Source organism: Zobellia russellii, assembly GCF_044597075.1.
Taxonomy (GTDB): domain Bacteria; phylum Bacteroidota; class Bacteroidia; order Flavobacteriales; family Flavobacteriaceae; genus Zobellia; species Zobellia russellii.
In genome coordinates, this window is the sequence record NZ_CP139000.1 from 2,017,632 (window position 1) to 2,032,480 (window position 14,849).

The 14,849-nt window shown below is 38.9% G+C and carries 16 protein-coding genes; 7 read left to right on the plus strand and 9 right to left on the minus strand.

What is annotated here, in order from left to right; translation table 11 throughout:
- Positions 1 to 17: 17 nt before the first annotated feature.
- Positions 18 to 602, minus strand: a complete 585-nt coding sequence (locus SJY45_RS08120) for a hypothetical protein (protein ID WP_215441037.1) — start codon at positions 600 to 602, stop codon at positions 18 to 20.
- 214 nt (positions 603 to 816) lie between these two features.
- Here SJY45_RS08120 and SJY45_RS08125 point away from each other — a divergent pair, with 214 nt between their 5' ends.
- From SJY45_RS08125 to SJY45_RS08135, 3 genes are all read left to right on the plus strand, one after another.
- Positions 817 to 1,704 (plus strand): AraC family transcriptional regulator, encoded by an 888-nt coding sequence (locus SJY45_RS08125; protein WP_215441038.1) that lies wholly within the window; start codon positions 817 to 819, stop codon positions 1,702 to 1,704.
- Positions 1,701 to 2,303 (plus strand): alpha-ketoglutarate-dependent dioxygenase AlkB family protein, encoded by a 603-nt coding sequence (locus SJY45_RS08130; RefSeq protein WP_400073989.1) that lies wholly within the window; start codon positions 1,701 to 1,703, stop codon positions 2,301 to 2,303. Before SJY45_RS08125 ends, SJY45_RS08130 begins: the two co-directional genes overlap by 4 nt.
- Positions 2,304 to 2,518: 215 nt before the next feature.
- Positions 2,519 to 2,797: a TIGR03643 family protein gene (locus tag SJY45_RS08135; protein ID WP_303406960.1), complete on the plus strand. Its 279-nt coding sequence runs from the start codon at positions 2,519 to 2,521 to the stop codon at positions 2,795 to 2,797.
- 18 nt (positions 2,798 to 2,815) lie between these two features.
- Here SJY45_RS08135 and SJY45_RS08140 read toward each other — a convergent pair whose 3' ends face one another.
- On the minus strand, positions 2,816 to 3,586 hold the full coding sequence (locus SJY45_RS08140; RefSeq protein ID WP_400073991.1) for a S1/P1 nuclease: 771 nt from the start codon (positions 3,584 to 3,586) through the stop codon (positions 2,816 to 2,818).
- Positions 3,587 to 3,692: 106 nt separating this feature from the next.
- On the opposite strand from SJY45_RS08140, the gene SJY45_RS08145 reads away from it, so the two are divergent.
- The 3 genes from SJY45_RS08145 to SJY45_RS08155 are packed head-to-tail and all read left to right on the plus strand — an operon-like array spanning position 3,693 to position 8,127.
- Positions 3,693 to 5,942, plus strand: a complete 2,250-nt coding sequence (locus SJY45_RS08145; protein WP_400073993.1) for a penicillin-binding protein 1A — start codon at positions 3,693 to 3,695, stop codon at positions 5,940 to 5,942.
- 33 nt (positions 5,943 to 5,975) lie between these two features.
- Positions 5,976 to 6,779, plus strand: coding sequence for a Cof-type HAD-IIB family hydrolase (locus tag SJY45_RS08150; protein ID WP_400073995.1), 804 nt, complete (start codon positions 5,976 to 5,978; stop codon positions 6,777 to 6,779).
- A 31-nt stretch (positions 6,780 to 6,810) separates the two neighbouring features.
- Positions 6,811 to 8,127: a DUF819 domain-containing protein gene (locus tag SJY45_RS08155; RefSeq protein ID WP_400073997.1), complete on the plus strand. Its 1,317-nt coding sequence runs from the start codon at positions 6,811 to 6,813 to the stop codon at positions 8,125 to 8,127.
- A gap of 26 nt (positions 8,128 to 8,153) precedes the next feature.
- Here SJY45_RS08155 and SJY45_RS08160 read toward each other — a convergent pair whose 3' ends face one another.
- From SJY45_RS08160 to rpiA, 3 genes are read right to left on the minus strand one after another with little or no spacing between them, the layout of a single operon-like run.
- Positions 8,154 to 9,119 (minus strand): aldo/keto reductase, encoded by a 966-nt coding sequence (locus SJY45_RS08160; protein ID WP_400073999.1) that lies wholly within the window; start codon positions 9,117 to 9,119, stop codon positions 8,154 to 8,156.
- Positions 9,120 to 9,129: 10 nt separating this feature from the next.
- A complete protein-coding gene (locus SJY45_RS08165) occupies positions 9,130 to 10,698 on the minus strand; it encodes a YdiU family protein (RefSeq protein ID WP_400074001.1) in 1,569 nt (522 codons plus the stop codon).
- 45 nt (positions 10,699 to 10,743) lie between these two features.
- Positions 10,744 to 11,418 (minus strand): ribose-5-phosphate isomerase RpiA, encoded by a 675-nt coding sequence (gene rpiA / locus SJY45_RS08170; protein ID WP_400074003.1) that lies wholly within the window; start codon positions 11,416 to 11,418, stop codon positions 10,744 to 10,746.
- Between the two features lie 288 nt (positions 11,419 to 11,706).
- On the opposite strand from rpiA, the gene SJY45_RS08175 reads away from it, so the two are divergent.
- On the plus strand, positions 11,707 to 12,408 hold the full coding sequence (locus SJY45_RS08175; RefSeq protein ID WP_289040967.1) for a DUF4369 domain-containing protein: 702 nt from the start codon (positions 11,707 to 11,709) through the stop codon (positions 12,406 to 12,408).
- A 43-nt stretch (positions 12,409 to 12,451) separates the two neighbouring features.
- On the opposite strand, the gene SJY45_RS08180 is transcribed toward SJY45_RS08175, so the two are convergent.
- The 4 genes from SJY45_RS08180 to idi all read right to left on the minus strand — a co-directional run bounded on the left by SJY45_RS08180 (position 12,452) and on the right by idi (position 14,729).
- Positions 12,452 to 12,721 (minus strand): hypothetical protein, encoded by a 270-nt coding sequence (locus SJY45_RS08180; RefSeq protein ID WP_400074005.1) that lies wholly within the window; start codon positions 12,719 to 12,721, stop codon positions 12,452 to 12,454.
- Between the two features lie 77 nt (positions 12,722 to 12,798).
- On the minus strand, positions 12,799 to 13,761 hold the full coding sequence (locus SJY45_RS08185; RefSeq protein ID WP_400074007.1) for a type I phosphomannose isomerase catalytic subunit: 963 nt from the start codon (positions 13,759 to 13,761) through the stop codon (positions 12,799 to 12,801).
- 31 nt (positions 13,762 to 13,792) lie between these two features.
- Positions 13,793 to 14,200, minus strand: coding sequence for a 6-carboxytetrahydropterin synthase (locus tag SJY45_RS08190; protein ID WP_215441056.1), 408 nt, complete (start codon positions 14,198 to 14,200; stop codon positions 13,793 to 13,795).
- Positions 14,184 to 14,729: an isopentenyl-diphosphate Delta-isomerase gene (gene idi / locus SJY45_RS08195; RefSeq protein ID WP_400074009.1), complete on the minus strand. Its 546-nt coding sequence runs from the start codon at positions 14,727 to 14,729 to the stop codon at positions 14,184 to 14,186. The genes SJY45_RS08190 and idi overlap by 17 nt, the downstream gene beginning before the upstream one ends.
- Positions 14,730 to 14,849 lie beyond the last annotated feature (120 nt).

Here is a 14,849-nt window from a genome sequence, read left to right on the forward strand (position 1 = left end):
ACTCAACTTAAACTATCTTAGTTTACCGAAATCTCCTTGTAATAAGTTTCTTTGCTATCTCTTACTACAACGGTATACTCACCTTCGTAAGCTTTGGTAAAATCAAATGCTTTTTCAATAACCATTTCATTCTCTCTTTTTTCAGAGAAAACTAGTCTGTTACTACTATCGTAAACTTGAATATCAACGTCTTTGCTATCTAGGTTTAAAAGGTTTAAATAAACCATTCCACCTTTTTGTCTAAAGACCGGTTTACTGTTTTCTTTTTTGTCTATTACCTCTACATTGCTTCCGTTTACACTAATTGTGTAGGAAATTGTAGTTAAATCATCTTCTGATTTAAAGAAATATAGACCATCTTTAAGTTTAGAAAGGTCAAACTTCTTGGCATAGTTTTCTTTTTCAACAGTTTCAAAGAATATAACGTTCTGCTCTGCATCCATAAACTTGATGGTTGTTCTTCCCGCATGGGCATCTAGTTCATAAACAAAGCTTTTTACATTTTCATTTGGTACAACACTAAGCTTGGGCTCGCTGGCGATACTAGCAGTTGTAGTCAATAACAAAGCGATCATTGCGGCGGTTCTTACTACTTTTCTCATATCGTTTTTTTTTATATCCTGCTGTTACACAGGGTAGGTTAATAATATGATACAAACATACTGCCGTTATCCTGCTCTCACTACTCCACAATTCGCCAATAAATGTGCTATTTTACCATTCCAAATACATCAATATTGCCCATAAGGTAATATTGAACATATTTTAGTTAATTTTGCAAAGAAAGAAGGAATTAGCCTTGTTTAATTTTGTATTATGAGCAAACCCCCGCTAACAAATCAGAAGCCCGCTTTTGAGGCCATAGAACCTAGTTTTGGGCATTCTTATACGTATCAAAGGTTTGATGCGACAAAGAATAATAAAAACACCGTATGGCATTACCATCCGGAAATAGAGCTCGTTCACGTAAATGGTGGATCTGGTAAAAGACAGATCGGAAGCCATGTTTCGTATTACTCAAAAGGAGACCTTATATTAATAGGTAGTAATTTACCCCATTGCGGTTTTACCAATACCCTTACCGGTAATGAAAGCGAAACGGTCATTCAAATGAAATTGGATTTCTTGGGAAACGATTTTTTTAATATTCCCGAAATGAAAAAAATTCAATCGCTTTTTGAAATGGCAAAAGGTGGTATAGCCTTTTCCGGAAAGACCAAAAGAAAGATTGGAGAGAAAATGCAGATTCTGGAATACCAGACCCATTTTCAGCGTTTACTTTCTATATTGAATATTTTAAACGAATTGGGCAACTCCAAAGAGTTTAAGATTCTTAATGCCGAAGGGTTCTCTATGGAAACCGAAGTGAAGGACAATGATCGTATTAACGTAGTCTTTAACCACGTTAAGAACAACTTTAAGGAAGAAATAACATTGGATGAAATAAGTAACATGGTAAGTATGACCGTACCCTCTTTCTGTCGTTACTTTAAAAAGATTACCAATAAAACTTTTGTTCAGTTTGTAAATGAGTACCGTTTAGTGCATGCCTCCAAACTTTTGGCAGAACAACCTTTAAGTATTACCGAGGTTTGTTTTGAAAGCGGTTTCAACAACTTTTCTCACTTTAACAAACAGTTTAAGGCATTTACAGGTCAAAACCCATCTGAATACAGGAATGAGTTAAAAACAGTTCTTAAATGATAGACGGTCTGTTCCCGGACGAAATAAATTTGAACCTACCGGATAGTGACATTACCTATTATCCAAATTTTATAGAACGGGCAACGGCCGATTCTTATTTTCAGTCGCTTAAAGAAGAAACCCCTTGGCAACAAGATAATATTACGGTATTTGGTAAGACCTATGTCCAACCAAGGCTAACGGCTTTATATGGTAATAATGGTAAGCCTTACTCCTATTCTAAGTTGGTAATGGCGCCCCATAAGTTTACACCTATGCTTTTAGAAATAAAAAACAAAGTTGAAACTTGTACTGGGGCAGTGTTTACTACTTGCTTACTCAACCTCTACAGGAACGGTCAGGATAGTAACGGGTGGCATGCAGATAATGAGAAGGAATTGGGCAAGAACCCAATTATTGCATCGGTAACTTTAGGGCAAGAGCGTTTCTTTCACCTAAAACATAGAAAGGATAAAAACCTGAAACAAAAAATTCTATTACAACACGGTAGTCTTTTATTAATGAAAGGTGCTACACAAGAACATTGGCTGCATCAGGTTCCAAAAACGGCCAGAGTTATTAATGAGCGCATAAACCTGACGTTTAGAATTATTACATAAAAAAATCGGCCATTAAAAATAGCCGATTTTTTTTACCCTTTACTTATGAGAAGATTACTGCCTTTAGCCGCCGGGTGCCAACTAATGTCCTCGCAACCATCTACTCTAATATAACATAGACATTTACTTAAAAATGTATTATGTCGTTAAGAAGCCAAAATTTTAGTTCTATTGAGTTCAAATATTAATTTGTCCTTAATTACTTTTGTAATGCTATGAGACAGACATTTACGGAAAGAGAATTAGACCGAATTATTGAAATGGCCTGGGAAGACCGCACTCCTTTTGATGCTATAACTTTCCAATTTGGCATATCGGAACAGGAAACTATTGAACTTATGAGATACCACCTTAAACCCAAAAGTTTTAGGTTGTGGCGTAAACGAGTTCAGGGCAGAAATACCAAACATGCCAAGTTAAATAATACGGAAGACCATAGGTTCAAGAGTACACGGCAGCGCCATATATCTATGAACAAAATTTCCAAACGGTAAACTATTTCGTTTTTAAATCTAAAATAGTTCGTTCAAAACCTTGGCCAAACGCAACCCTCCTTTCTGTAGTTGGGTTTCAACCGTGCCCCACCATTCGTAACTGTAACGGTAATATAGCTTCTCTCCTACTTCAACGGAATCATAGAGTTTATCTGCAATTTCTTGAGATTCCTCTACCCAATCATAAATTGTACCTTGTTGAATGTATTTTACTTGTTCTTTTGAAAGTTGGGGTAAACTAGAAGCCAACTCGGTATAGCTCATACCATAATCATTTATCATATTGGAGTCCCAAACTCTATGCAGGTTAGTTCCGGTATTGAACCATTGCAACTGAATACCGTTACCTCCCTTATCCTCATAACGTCCTACATGCATGGGCTGGTGCAGGTCTCCTATTAGATGGACCAGCATTTTAAGGTAAAAAACCTTGTCCTCCTTTTTACTGTTATCGTCTTTGATAATTTCAATACATTTATGGATACCCACTATCAGGTCTCCATGCTCACTTGGTTCTATATCTTCATATTTTTTTCCTTGAGGAATGTTCACATAGTGCCAAGCGCTAAATTCTTTGTAAGCCCTGTCGGCTTTTATATCATCTGCAAACGTAGATACATAAGCAAGACTCTCTCCGTTCAACAACTTTTTAAGTGCCTTTCTGGTTTTTTTTGAAAGGTGATGTTGAGCCACTTCGCCCACGGTGCGGTGTCCGGTTTTTGACCACTCACCATCATTTGCGTTAGAAAGTGTTGTTATTAAGAACAGAAAGAATACTATTTTTCGCATGAAATTTATTTAGCCGCAAAAGTAGAAAATTGAAGTTAAATCTATTGTTAAGAAACCCTAGGGTTTCATTTTTTAATTTGATATTGCACACCTAAAATTCACGGATTTGATCTTAAAAAAAATAAAGTCTCCAATATTAAGATATACCCTGCTTGCCCTAATAGCACTCATAGTTTTCTCCTTTCTGTTTATACTAAGTGTTTACTGGGGAGCTTGGGGTAAATTACCGGGCAAGGAAGAACTTTCGGATTTTCAGTACCAAAGGGCCTCGGAAGTTTATACGGCAGATAGTGTTCTCATTGGTAAATTTTATTTGTACGACAGGCAGCCCATAGCTTTTGAGGCTATTCCCAAAAATGTACTTAACGCATTGGTGGCCATTGAAGATGAACGTTTTTACGAGCATTACGGCATAGACTATAAAAGTTTGGGGCGTGTAGCGTTAAAGACGATACTTATGCAAGACCAATCTGCCGGTGGGGGCAGTACCCTATCCCAACAGCTTGCTAAGAATTTATATCCCCGGAGGGATAGAAAAAGAGCTAATATCGTAGTGGATAAAATAAAGGAGATGTTAATTGCTTCCCGGCTAGAGAACATTTACTCTAAAGATGAAATTCTTACCCATTACCTGAATACCGTTTCTTTTGGCGACAATACTTTTGGGATAGAAAGTGCTTCCCTTAAATTTTTTAATAAACAAGCAAAAGATTTAACGGTAGAAGAAGGAGCGGTTTTAGTGGGCATGCTCAAGGCCACTTATGGCTATAACCCTCGTATTTTTCCCGAGAGAAGTTTAACCAGAAGAAACCTGGTACTTCTGGCCATGTCCAATAACGATTATATTTCCGCGGAGCAAAAAGACAGTATTATCAACCTTCCCTTAAAACTGGACTATCGCGATTATGATAGTAATACCGGACTCGCTCCCTATTTTAGGGAAGAAGTAAGAAAACAACTGTTGAAATGGAATGACAAGCAAAAAGAGGAAGGTAATGAATATAATATCTACACTTCCGGCCTAAAAGTGTATACCACTTTAGATTACAATATGCAGTTCTGGGCGGAAGAAGCCATGCGTGAGCATATGACCGCATTACAAAGTAGTTTTGAAAAAAGCTATGGAAAAAATGCCCCATGGAGCGCCAATAAGAAGCTGATAGAAAAGGTCGTTAAAAACTCGGATGTTTATCGGAAACTGAAGAAACAAGGGTTGAAGCATGACAAAATCATGGATTCCCTAAGCATAAAAAAGGAATTGGTGCTAACGGATTGGGAAGGAGAAAAGACCGTCCAGGGCAATTCTATTGATAGTATTACACATTATATGAAATTCTTGAACACCGGTTCTTTGGCATTAGACCCTAAAACGGGTGCCGTTAAAACATGGATCGGTGGTGTAGATTTTGAGCATTTTAAATATGACCATGTGGCCCAAAGTAAACGCCAAGTGGGTTCTACCTTTAAACCTATTGTCTACACAACGGCATTAGAAACCGGCACTTTGCCTTGCACCTATTTTTCTGCGGAAGAAGTAGCGTACGAAAATCTAAAAGGTTGGTCTCCCAGTAATTCCGGAAAGAAAGATGAGGCTTACCTCAACTATTCCATGGAAGAAGCCTTAAGTCATTCCGTAAATACGGTAGCGGTAAAAGTTTTGGAAAAAGCGGGCATCAACAATGTGCTCACTATGGCCAAAAATATGGGTATTTTCTCCAAACTACCTGCTCAACCCTCTTTGGCCTTAGGTACCGGAGAAATATATTTAAATGAACTAGCGGGCGCTTATGCCAGTTATGTAAACGATGGGAAAGCTGTTTTACCTTATCTCATTGAAAAAATTACGGATAGAAAAGATTCCCTTTTAACCGAATTTAAGCCAAAAAGAGCCCGTGAAACCGCTTTTTCAGAAGAAACGAGGCAAATTATGGTAGAAATGATGAAAGGTACAATTGATAAGGGTACGGCCTCTAGAATCCGTTCCACCTATAAATTGAACAATGCCATTGCCGGAAAAACCGGAACCACGCAAAATAATAAGGATGCATGGTTCGTAGCCATTATGCCAAAATTGGTGCATGTAACTTGGGTGGGACTGGACAATCATGAAATAGGCTTCAGAAGCACCAGTTTAGGGCAAGGCGCTAACGCAGCTCTTCCTATCTTTGCCAAATGGATGCAGGAAATGAACAAACATCCTTACTATAATGAAATTACAAAGGCGCAGTTTAAACGGCCCAACCCAGCAACTTTAGAGATGTTGGACTGTGAACCGGTAAAACGAGACGGGTTCTTTAAGCGTTTGTTCAAAAACCCGGACAAAAAGAAAACCAAAAAGTTCAGACAAGGAAATTAAGACCAAACCTAACAAACTTTAAAACCAAACGACTTGAATTACAAAATACTCTGTTCAGATTTAGATGGTACTTTATTGACCACAAAAAGTGATGTTTCCGAATTTACGATAGCAGAAATCAATCGAATTAAATCACAGGTAAAAATAATTTTGGTGTCTGCGCGTATGCCAAGTGCTATGACGTATTTACAAAAAGACCTGGCCATTGAGGAGCAACCTATCATCTGCTATAATGGCGCCTTGGTGCTGGATGGCGATAAAGAACTTTCCTCCGTACATATTAGTACGGACCATCTTGATGAAATATATCATTTAGCCGAAGTAAACGATACCAAACTCGGTTTATATTACAACAATGAGTGGTATGTTGAAGAAGATTCTGAACGTGTTCAAAAAGAAATAAAATATACCAAGACCACTCCGGTCTTTAGACCTACCACCGAAACGCTTTTGGACTGGGAAAAACGCAATATTGGTGCCCATAAGATAATGCTAATGAGCACAAAAGAGGATGCCGATAACCTCTACCCTGTTCTTGAAAAAAAACTGGGAGAACACCTAAACCTGTACCGCTCAAATGATACGCTCATTGAAGTTGCGCCAAAATCCGTTTCAAAATTATCTGCCATAAAATCTTTATTACAAGAAGATGAATCATTAAAACATGTTATTTCTTTTGGTGACAATTACAATGATATTGAAATGCTGGAAAGCAGTGGTTGTGGTGTTGCTGTGGGTAATGCCAGAGAAGAAGTAAAAGCCATTGCCAATGCCGTTACCCTACCCAATACAGAAAATGGCGTAGCAGACTATATTAAAAAGCATCTGGTAATTTGATTATATTTGAGGAAAAGCACCCACAAATCATATGACCGAACCTTTATTACCTGCCCCGTTAATAACCGATGATACCGTTGTTTTTGGACTATTAGCACTCTGTCTAGGCTTTATTTTTTATGGATCATCTCAAAAAAACGGTTTTTGGAGTAAATTTTACGGCATAGTACCAGGGGTGCTTATGTGTTACCTATTGCCAGGTATATTGGCATCTACAGGTATTGTTGCCGAAAAATGGCAGACCTTGAGCGATACCGGTGAAGTTATCACTCATACTTCCAGTCTCTATTATGTTGCCAGTAGGTATTTACTGCCTGCAGCACTGGTGCTTATGACATTAAGCATAGATTTAAAGGCGATTATGAGTTTAGGGTCCAAGGCACTTATTATGTTCCTAACGGGTAGTGTTGGTATTATTATTGGCGGACCTATTGCTATTTTAGTTGTTTCTATCTTTTCTCCCGATACCGTAGGTGGAAACGATTTTGATGCTATTTGGAGAGGGCTTTCTACTATTGCCGGTAGTTGGATCGGTGGCGGTGCCAACCAAGCGGCCATGTACGAAATCTTTAAATACAATCCTGAAAAATACGGCGCCATGGTGCTCGTAGACATTGTTGTGGCCAATATCTGGATGGCTGTTATTCTACTAGGCGTAGGCCGCACCAAACAAATTGACAAATGGCTTAAAGCCGATACTTCCGCTATTGAAACCTTAAAGGTCAAGGTTACCGCTTTCGCCGAAAAAATAACCCGTGTACCTACCTTAAAAGACTACATAATGATGCTTTGCTTTGCGTTTACCGCAACTGGCATTGCACATTTCTTTGGCAATCATATTAGCGATACACTGACCAGTTCGTTTGAAAGTGTTCGTGATCAGAAAAGCTTTCTCTCTTTCTTGGGGTCCAGTTTCTTTTGGATGGTGGTCATTGCCACAGCGGCAGGTATAGCCTTATCTTTTACCAAAGCTAAAAACTATGAAGGTACCGGTGCCAGTAAAATAGGCGGTATGTTCATTTATCTACTTGTGGCCACCATTGGTATGAAAATGGATTTGGGTAAAGTACTTGAAAACCCGGGATTGATTGCTATTGGCCTTGTCTGGATTTCTATTCATGCGGGACTATTGATTCTTGTAGCAAAACTGATAAAAGCACCCTTCTTTTTCTTGGCCGTGGGAAGTCAGGCCAATGTAGGCGGTGCAGCTTCGGCCCCGGTTGTAGCTGCGGAATTTCACCCATCGTTGACTTCCGTTGGGGTACTCCTAGCCGTTTTTGGTTATGTAGTGGGTACAGGCGGCGCACTGCTATGCGCCTATTTAATGGAAGTTGCTTCGGCACTTTAAATGGGGCAAAACATATCCACGGAAAATCAATCCCAACTCAACCGGCTACGCTCTTCCCAGTAGGCTTTGGAGTTTACTTTTTCCTTGGTAAGCTCTGCTAATTCTTCTTCATTCAAAGTGAAGGAATTCGCCTTTAAATTTTGTTCCAGCTGATGTATATCCGCAGCACCGCTCAATACATAGTCGGGTTGTACCTTGTCCATTACATACCGCAATGCAATAGCATCTATACCTACTTCGTACTTTTCAGCCAAAGTCTTCAATTTGGTATACAAAGATTGATACTGAGCATATTTTTCATTTTCAAATATGCGGCCATTGGCCAAGGCTTCTTTAACTATCAATTTTTTATCCTGTAATTTTATATCACGTAAAACTGGCAAAACGGCTTGTTCCAACATATTAAAAGTAACCTGAAAACTATCAAAAACCACCTCGCCATCAATTCGTATTTGGAGAGCATTTTCTATAACCTCCTTTTGATTAGGCCCACTTGTAGAAATCCCAATGGTAAGTCCGGTCGTTCTTTTTATCTCCAGCAGTTTTTCCAATACAGGTCTATTCTGTAGCACGCCGCTTTCAAATGTTGCAGAATGAATTTGGTAGTACTCCAAAAAAGGAAGAAGCCCATTAGAGAACTCCCATTGCTCCGTGAGCTTTTCAAGGGAGTGTTCTTTTACTTCATGCGGACCATCATAACCCAATTGCCAATTGGCCACATAGGTATAGCCCCATTTGGTACCCAGTACTACATCTGTATGTGCCCGATTATACTGCCAATCTTTTAGAAACTCCTCGCCTTTTCCATAAGACGGGGCGGTATCAAAATATCGCACCCCTTTCTCATAAGCGGCATCCAACACCTTAAAAGCATTGGCTCTGAAAGCAACTAAGGACTTATCCCTATTGCCTTCATCAATATTTATATATTCCGGACGACCCAGAGCGGCCATACCGAGTCCAATTTTTGTTTTAGACGGATTGTCTGTCATACATTTAGTTTTACGAACTGCAGGATAACATGGAACAACCTACTTTGTTACGTGCCCAATCCGGACGTTTGGCAAACCATTTTTCATACTCCGGTTGCTCATCGTACGGCTTCTTCAACAAAACAAACAGCTCATCAATTAAAGCATAATCTCCCTTATCCGCATCATCAATCGCCAATTGTGCCATATAATTGCGTAGCACATATTTGGGGTTTACCGCATTCATTTTTTCTTTCCTTTCGGCATCTGAAAAAGTTTCTTTTTTCAATCTATTTTGGTAAGCCGTAAACCAAAGTGTCCATTTTTCCAGAATTTCACCTTCTACCTCATCAGGCATATAAAAGGCTTCACCAATGGTTTTCAAGAAAGAATCTACATCACCCGCATCCTTTTTAATATCGGCTAAATTCCGAAAGAACAACGTCATATCGGTTTCCGTAAGCTGTAGATTTTTTTCTAAATCGTTCAGCAATTGTTGGTCCAAATCATCCTTTTCATAAAGTCCGATTTTAGACTTCATCATATCCAAATACTTCTCCTCGAACTTCGTTTTGAAACCTTCCAAAACATTCTCCAAAGGTTCCGCTTCTTCTACCAACGGAAAAATAGCATTGGCCAATTGGTATAAATTCCACAACCCAATATTAGGTTGATTCCCGTACCGGTATCTACTATGCTGGCGGTCTGTGGTATTTGGTGTCCAACCATGGTCGTAACCTTCCAACCAGCCATAAGGGCCATAATCTATGGTCAAACCAAGAATGGAAAGATTATCCGTATTCATAACGCCGTGAACAAAACCTACCCTTTGCCAATGTACCAACATATCTAAAGTAGCATCTGCCACAGCCTGAAAAAACTGTACATAAACCGCCTTGGAAGACGCTCCCAATTCCGGAAAAAAGTGTTTTATAGTATAGTCCACCAATGTTCTCATGGTAGCGATATCTTCACGTGCGGCAAAAATCTGATAGTTACCAAAACGAAGAAAAGAAGGGACAACACGGCAAACAATAGCACCTTTTTCATAGGCGGCATTACCATTGTAAAGCACATCCCGAAGCACTTGGTCTCCGGACAACGCCAAGGACAAAGCTCGTGTAGTAGGTACACCCAGATGGTACATGGCCTCACTGCACAAGTATTCACGAATGGACGAGCGCAAAACCGCCAGCCCGTCCGCCGTTCTGGAATAAGGGGTTTCACCCGCTCCTTTTAGCTGCAGTGCCCAATGCTTCCCGTTATGTTCTATTTCCGTAAGATTAATGGCCCTACCATCACCCAATTGCCCGGCCCAATTACCAAATTGGTGCCCGCCATAGCACATGGCATAGGGTGTAGTTCCTTCAAGGACTTTATTACCGGTAAAGATGTTCAAGAATTCTTCGGTTTGAGTGTCTTCTAAAGAAATACCGAGTTCGTTCGCCATTTCCGGTGAAACATGAATCAGGCTCGGGTTAGTCGTTTGCTTGGGAGTAGCATATGAAAAACAAGCTTTTTCTACCTGTCTTCTGCTATTCTCCATAATGGGATCAGCCGGTAATTCCTTATTGAACGTCTCTTGTATATTGAATTTCATCTGTTACATTTTTCCATTGCCCATAACTTCCGAGAGGGCAAAAAGCTATTTCTTTAAAGTGACCACCTTATTTCCCTGCCCCATAAGAACTATATCCGTAGAAGAAAGGAAAAGTCCCGTCTCCACTACCCCGGGAATTTGAATGAGCACATCGTTCAACGCTTTTAAATCATCCTTCTGAAAAATATCGATATCTAAAATGCAGTTATTTTCATCTGTTTTGTACACCTCATTATTTTTCATGCGTAACCGAGGGTTCAAATCCATTGTGCTCAATTCTGAAATGATAGTTTCCGTTGCAAAAGGAATGGTCTCTACGGGCAACTTAAATTTTCCTAAACGTTCAACTTGTTTGCCCGAATCCGCTATGATGATGTTGAATCTTGAATTATGGGCCAATATTTTTTCTCGGAGCAATGCACCTCCCCCACCTTTTATCAACTGAAATTTGGGATCAAACTCATCGGCACCATCTATGTTGATATCCATGGTACCCGCTTCATCCAAAGAAAGCAGTGATATGCCTGCCTGTTTGGCCAGTCTGGCCGTAGCATCGGATGACGGCACACCTTTCATAATAAGTCCGCCTGCAATCCGCTTCCCTAATTCCGCAATCATAAAAGCCGCCGTAGATCCAGACCCTAAGCCCACGATCATTCCGTTCTTTACATAATCCGCGGAAGCAATGGCCGCAATCCATTTTTCATTTTCAGCATTCATATATTCTTCCGTATTAAAAAATTAATGATTGAGAAGATATTGAATTATTTATAGAATCATGGCCCTTATTGGTCGTAATTTTAGCTATATTCTTTCTTCTAATCCAAACAAAAATACTGCACATTTATGAACTGCTCATCAAATTTAAAAATAGCTTCTTGAGTAAACCACCCAAAGGCTAAACCAGTAGACCTATTTAAAAGAACAACCCGTACCCGGAAGCATTTAAATACCGATTAATGAGTAAACCAAAAAAAATATAGATATTTGCGCCACCAAAAACTGAACATGAAAAACATATTTCTTTTAAGTGCAATTTCTTTACTGTTGCTATCATGTGGAGGCAGCACAAAAAACACCATGACCGTAACCGGGAACGTAAAGGGACTAAAAAAAGGTACGCTTTACTTACAACACGTACCGGATAGCGTTCTGACTACTATAGATTCTTTACAAATAGAAGGCGATGGTAATTTTACGTTTACAACTGAGCTAGAAAGTCCGGAGATTTTCTATCTCTATTTAAATAAAAAGGACGCCAATGAAGTAAACGACCGTATCACCTTTTTTGGAGAACCAGGTACAGTTACAATCAACACATCTTGGAACACTTTTGATACCAATGCTAAAATTACAGGTTCTGAAAGCCAGATAAAACTGGAAGAGTACAGAAAGACCATGTCTCGCTTTAACATGAAAACCTTAGAGATCATTCAATTGGCCAACGACCCTAAAAACGTTTTGGATTCATTGCAATTGGATTCCGTTCAGAAGCTTAGCGACCGTAATCTTCAGCGCGGTTATGCTTTTTCCTTAAACTACGCGCTTAACAACAAGAACTCTTACATAGCGCCTTATATAGCTTTGACCGAAGTTCCCGATGCCAACGTAAAATATCTTGATTCTATTTATAATGTACTAACGCCCGAAGTCTCGGAATCTAAATACGGTAAACAATTAAAAACGTATCTAGAAAAGATCAAAAAGTAAAAAAGCCCGCAATAGCGGGCTTTTTATTTAATTCTTGTTAGGTCTAACCTAGTTTGTTCACTTTTTCAACAAGGCCTGTTGCCTTTGTTTCCAATTCTTGGCGAACAGCATTTAGGTGCCTCTTTCTATTCTCAACACCTCTTTGGTTCACTTTCTGAATAAGGTCATCAAAAGTCTCAATAGCTTCATCAATAACCTTTGCTCCTTCTTTAGATTCTTGGTTAGCATTGGCAGCTTCTACAATGTATACCGCTTCTATGATGTCTCCCAAGACATTATTAATATCCTTCTTTAATTCTTTTACACTTGCCATTATCAATAAATTTTACGCAAAAATACGCTATTTATACTCAATTTGAACAAAATATATAGAGTGAAATATTTAAGAGGTTAAATGGTTACCTCTAAAAGTTTCGCTCCCTCTGTTGTTATTTTTATAGTGTTGGACGATGCCGGTAAAAGAGTAGTCTCTCCCTTTTGGATTTGTACACTGCCATTTTCATTGGCAATAGTAGCCGCACCTCCTACGCACATAAAAATGGTGAACGAATCACGATCAGAAACATCTTGTGTCATTCCAGCATTCAAATCCAAAAAATCCGTTTTGAAATATGGGCAATCTACCATCTCGTTTACCGTGTTCTTCTCATTTTTATAAGCTACCTTAAAATCATCTTTCTTCTTATAGTCAATGGCATCCAGCGCCTGCTCTGTGTGTAACTCCCTAAGATTTCCATTTTTATCCCTTCTATTGAAATCAAAAACACGGTATGTAACATCTGATGTTTGTTGGATTTCTGCTAAAAGAACTCCTGCGCCAATGGCATGAATCTTTCCTGTGTTAATAAAGAAAGTATCGCCTTCTTTTACCTTTTCATAGTTTAAAAGGTCTAGAAGCGTATCGTTTTTCATACTTTCTGCATACTCCTCTTTACTAACATCTTTGTTGAAACCAACAATTAAGCTAGCATCATCATCCGCATCCATAACATACCACATTTCAGTTTTCCCAAAAGAGTTGTGACGTTTCTTGGCCAACTCATCATTGGGATGCAACTGAATGGATAGATCTTGTTTGGCATCTATAAACTTGATCAATATTGGAAAATCAGTTCCAAAACGTTCATAAACACTTTTTCCCAATACACTTTCTGGATCTTTTTCTATTAGGTCTTGTAATGACGCACCCGCCAAATCTCCGTTGGAAACTACAGAAATATCTCCCGGAACCGTAGAAAGCTCCCAACTTTCGCCAGTGATATCGTTTTCAATTGGCTTGCCCAAAACGTCTTTAAGTTTAGTGCCGCCCCAAAGGCGCTCTTTTAAAATAGGATTGAATTTTAAGGGATGCATAGCGTTTTTTTTATAGTTATTAGTTTACGTTCTATCCTGAAAAGGTGACAAAATTTCGGGGGGTTTCATATAATACAACCTCAAGCTCGTGCCTTTCATTAATATGAGGTCTTAGTTTGTTCCAAATAACAATTGAAATATTTTCTGCAGTTGGATTAATGTCTTTAAATTCCGGAACTTCAACATTCAGATTTTTATGATCTAAAGCATCCTCTACTTTATCGCCAATTAAATCCTTTAAAACTTTCATATCCATGACAAAGCCCGTTTCGGGGTCTATTTCTCCCGTAACGCTAACAATCAATTCATAATTATGGCCGTGGTAATTGGGGTTGTTGCATTTGCCAAAGACCTGAGCATTCCTATCATCGCTCCAATCTTTACGATACAAACGATGGGCGGCATTAAAATGGGCCTTTCTACTAACCTTTACTTTCATCCTCAATTGAATTTTGGCTTATGTGGTCATAAAACTTCTCGAAAATAATTTTGAACCACGCCGTATACGTATCCGGATTTTGTACCATATCTTTTTTAATATCAAAAGGCTTCATCCATTTCCAATCCGCTACCTCGTCCGGGTTAATTTTTGGTTCTCCGGTATAACTACCCATCATAACATGATCAAACTCATGTTCCGTTAACCCGTTATCAAATGGCGCTTTATAGATGAAAGAAAACAGTTCTTTAAGTTCGGTAACAAAACCCATCTCTTCTTGTAATCTTCTCTTTCCCGCCTCTATATTGCTCTCGCCTTCACGTTGATGGCTACAACACGTATTGGTCCATAAATTGGGAGAGTGGTACTTGTGGGCAGCTCGTTGCTGCAACATAGTCTCACCTTTATCATTCATTACAAAAACAGAAAATGCGCGATGAAGCATAGCTTTTTCATGCGCCTCCATTTTAGGCATTGTTCCTATTTGGTTATTGTCTTGGTCTACCAAGATTACTTCTTCTTCTTTCAAATATCTCCTTTTTTATAAAGCACAAAAAAAGCGCCTCCGGACAAAAATAATACCTTTAAGTTAGTATCGTGTGAAGAGAAGATGATAAATTAAGGAAAGTGAGTCAATTTTATAAAAACT

What these genes read in the sequence shown, in the direction of transcription:
- SJY45_RS08185 (WP_400074007.1), bottom strand. Translation starts at nt 13,761, where the DNA reads ATGCATCCCTTAAAATTCAATCCTATTTTAAAAGAGCGCCTTTGGGGC.
- SJY45_RS08180 (WP_400074005.1), bottom strand. Translation starts at nt 12,721, where the DNA reads ATGGCAAGTGTAAAAGAATTAAAGAAGGATATTAATAATGTCTTGGGA.
- rpiA (WP_400074003.1), bottom strand. Translation starts at nt 11,418, where the DNA reads ATGAATGCTGAAAATGAAAAATGGATTGCGGCCATTGCTTCCGCGGAT.
- SJY45_RS08155 (WP_400073997.1), top strand. Translation starts at nt 6,811, where the DNA reads ATGACCGAACCTTTATTACCTGCCCCGTTAATAACCGATGATACCGTT.
- SJY45_RS08125 (WP_215441038.1), top strand. Translation starts at nt 817, where the DNA reads ATGAGCAAACCCCCGCTAACAAATCAGAAGCCCGCTTTTGAGGCCATA.
- SJY45_RS08175 (WP_289040967.1), top strand. Translation starts at nt 11,707, where the DNA reads ATGAAAAACATATTTCTTTTAAGTGCAATTTCTTTACTGTTGCTATCA.
- SJY45_RS08135 (WP_303406960.1), top strand. Translation starts at nt 2,519, where the DNA reads ATGAGACAGACATTTACGGAAAGAGAATTAGACCGAATTATTGAAATG.
- SJY45_RS08130 (WP_400073989.1), top strand. Translation starts at nt 1,701, where the DNA reads ATGATAGACGGTCTGTTCCCGGACGAAATAAATTTGAACCTACCGGAT.
- SJY45_RS08190 (WP_215441056.1), bottom strand. Translation starts at nt 14,200, where the DNA reads ATGAAAGTAAAGGTTAGTAGAAAGGCCCATTTTAATGCCGCCCATCGT.
- SJY45_RS08165 (WP_400074001.1), bottom strand. Translation starts at nt 10,698, where the DNA reads ATGAAATTCAATATACAAGAGACGTTCAATAAGGAATTACCGGCTGAT.
- SJY45_RS08120 (WP_215441037.1), bottom strand. Translation starts at nt 602, where the DNA reads ATGAGAAAAGTAGTAAGAACCGCCGCAATGATCGCTTTGTTATTGACT.
- SJY45_RS08160 (WP_400073999.1), bottom strand. Translation starts at nt 9,119, where the DNA reads ATGACAGACAATCCGTCTAAAACAAAAATTGGACTCGGTATGGCCGCT.
- SJY45_RS08140 (WP_400073991.1), bottom strand. Translation starts at nt 3,586, where the DNA reads ATGCGAAAAATAGTATTCTTTCTGTTCTTAATAACAACACTTTCTAAC.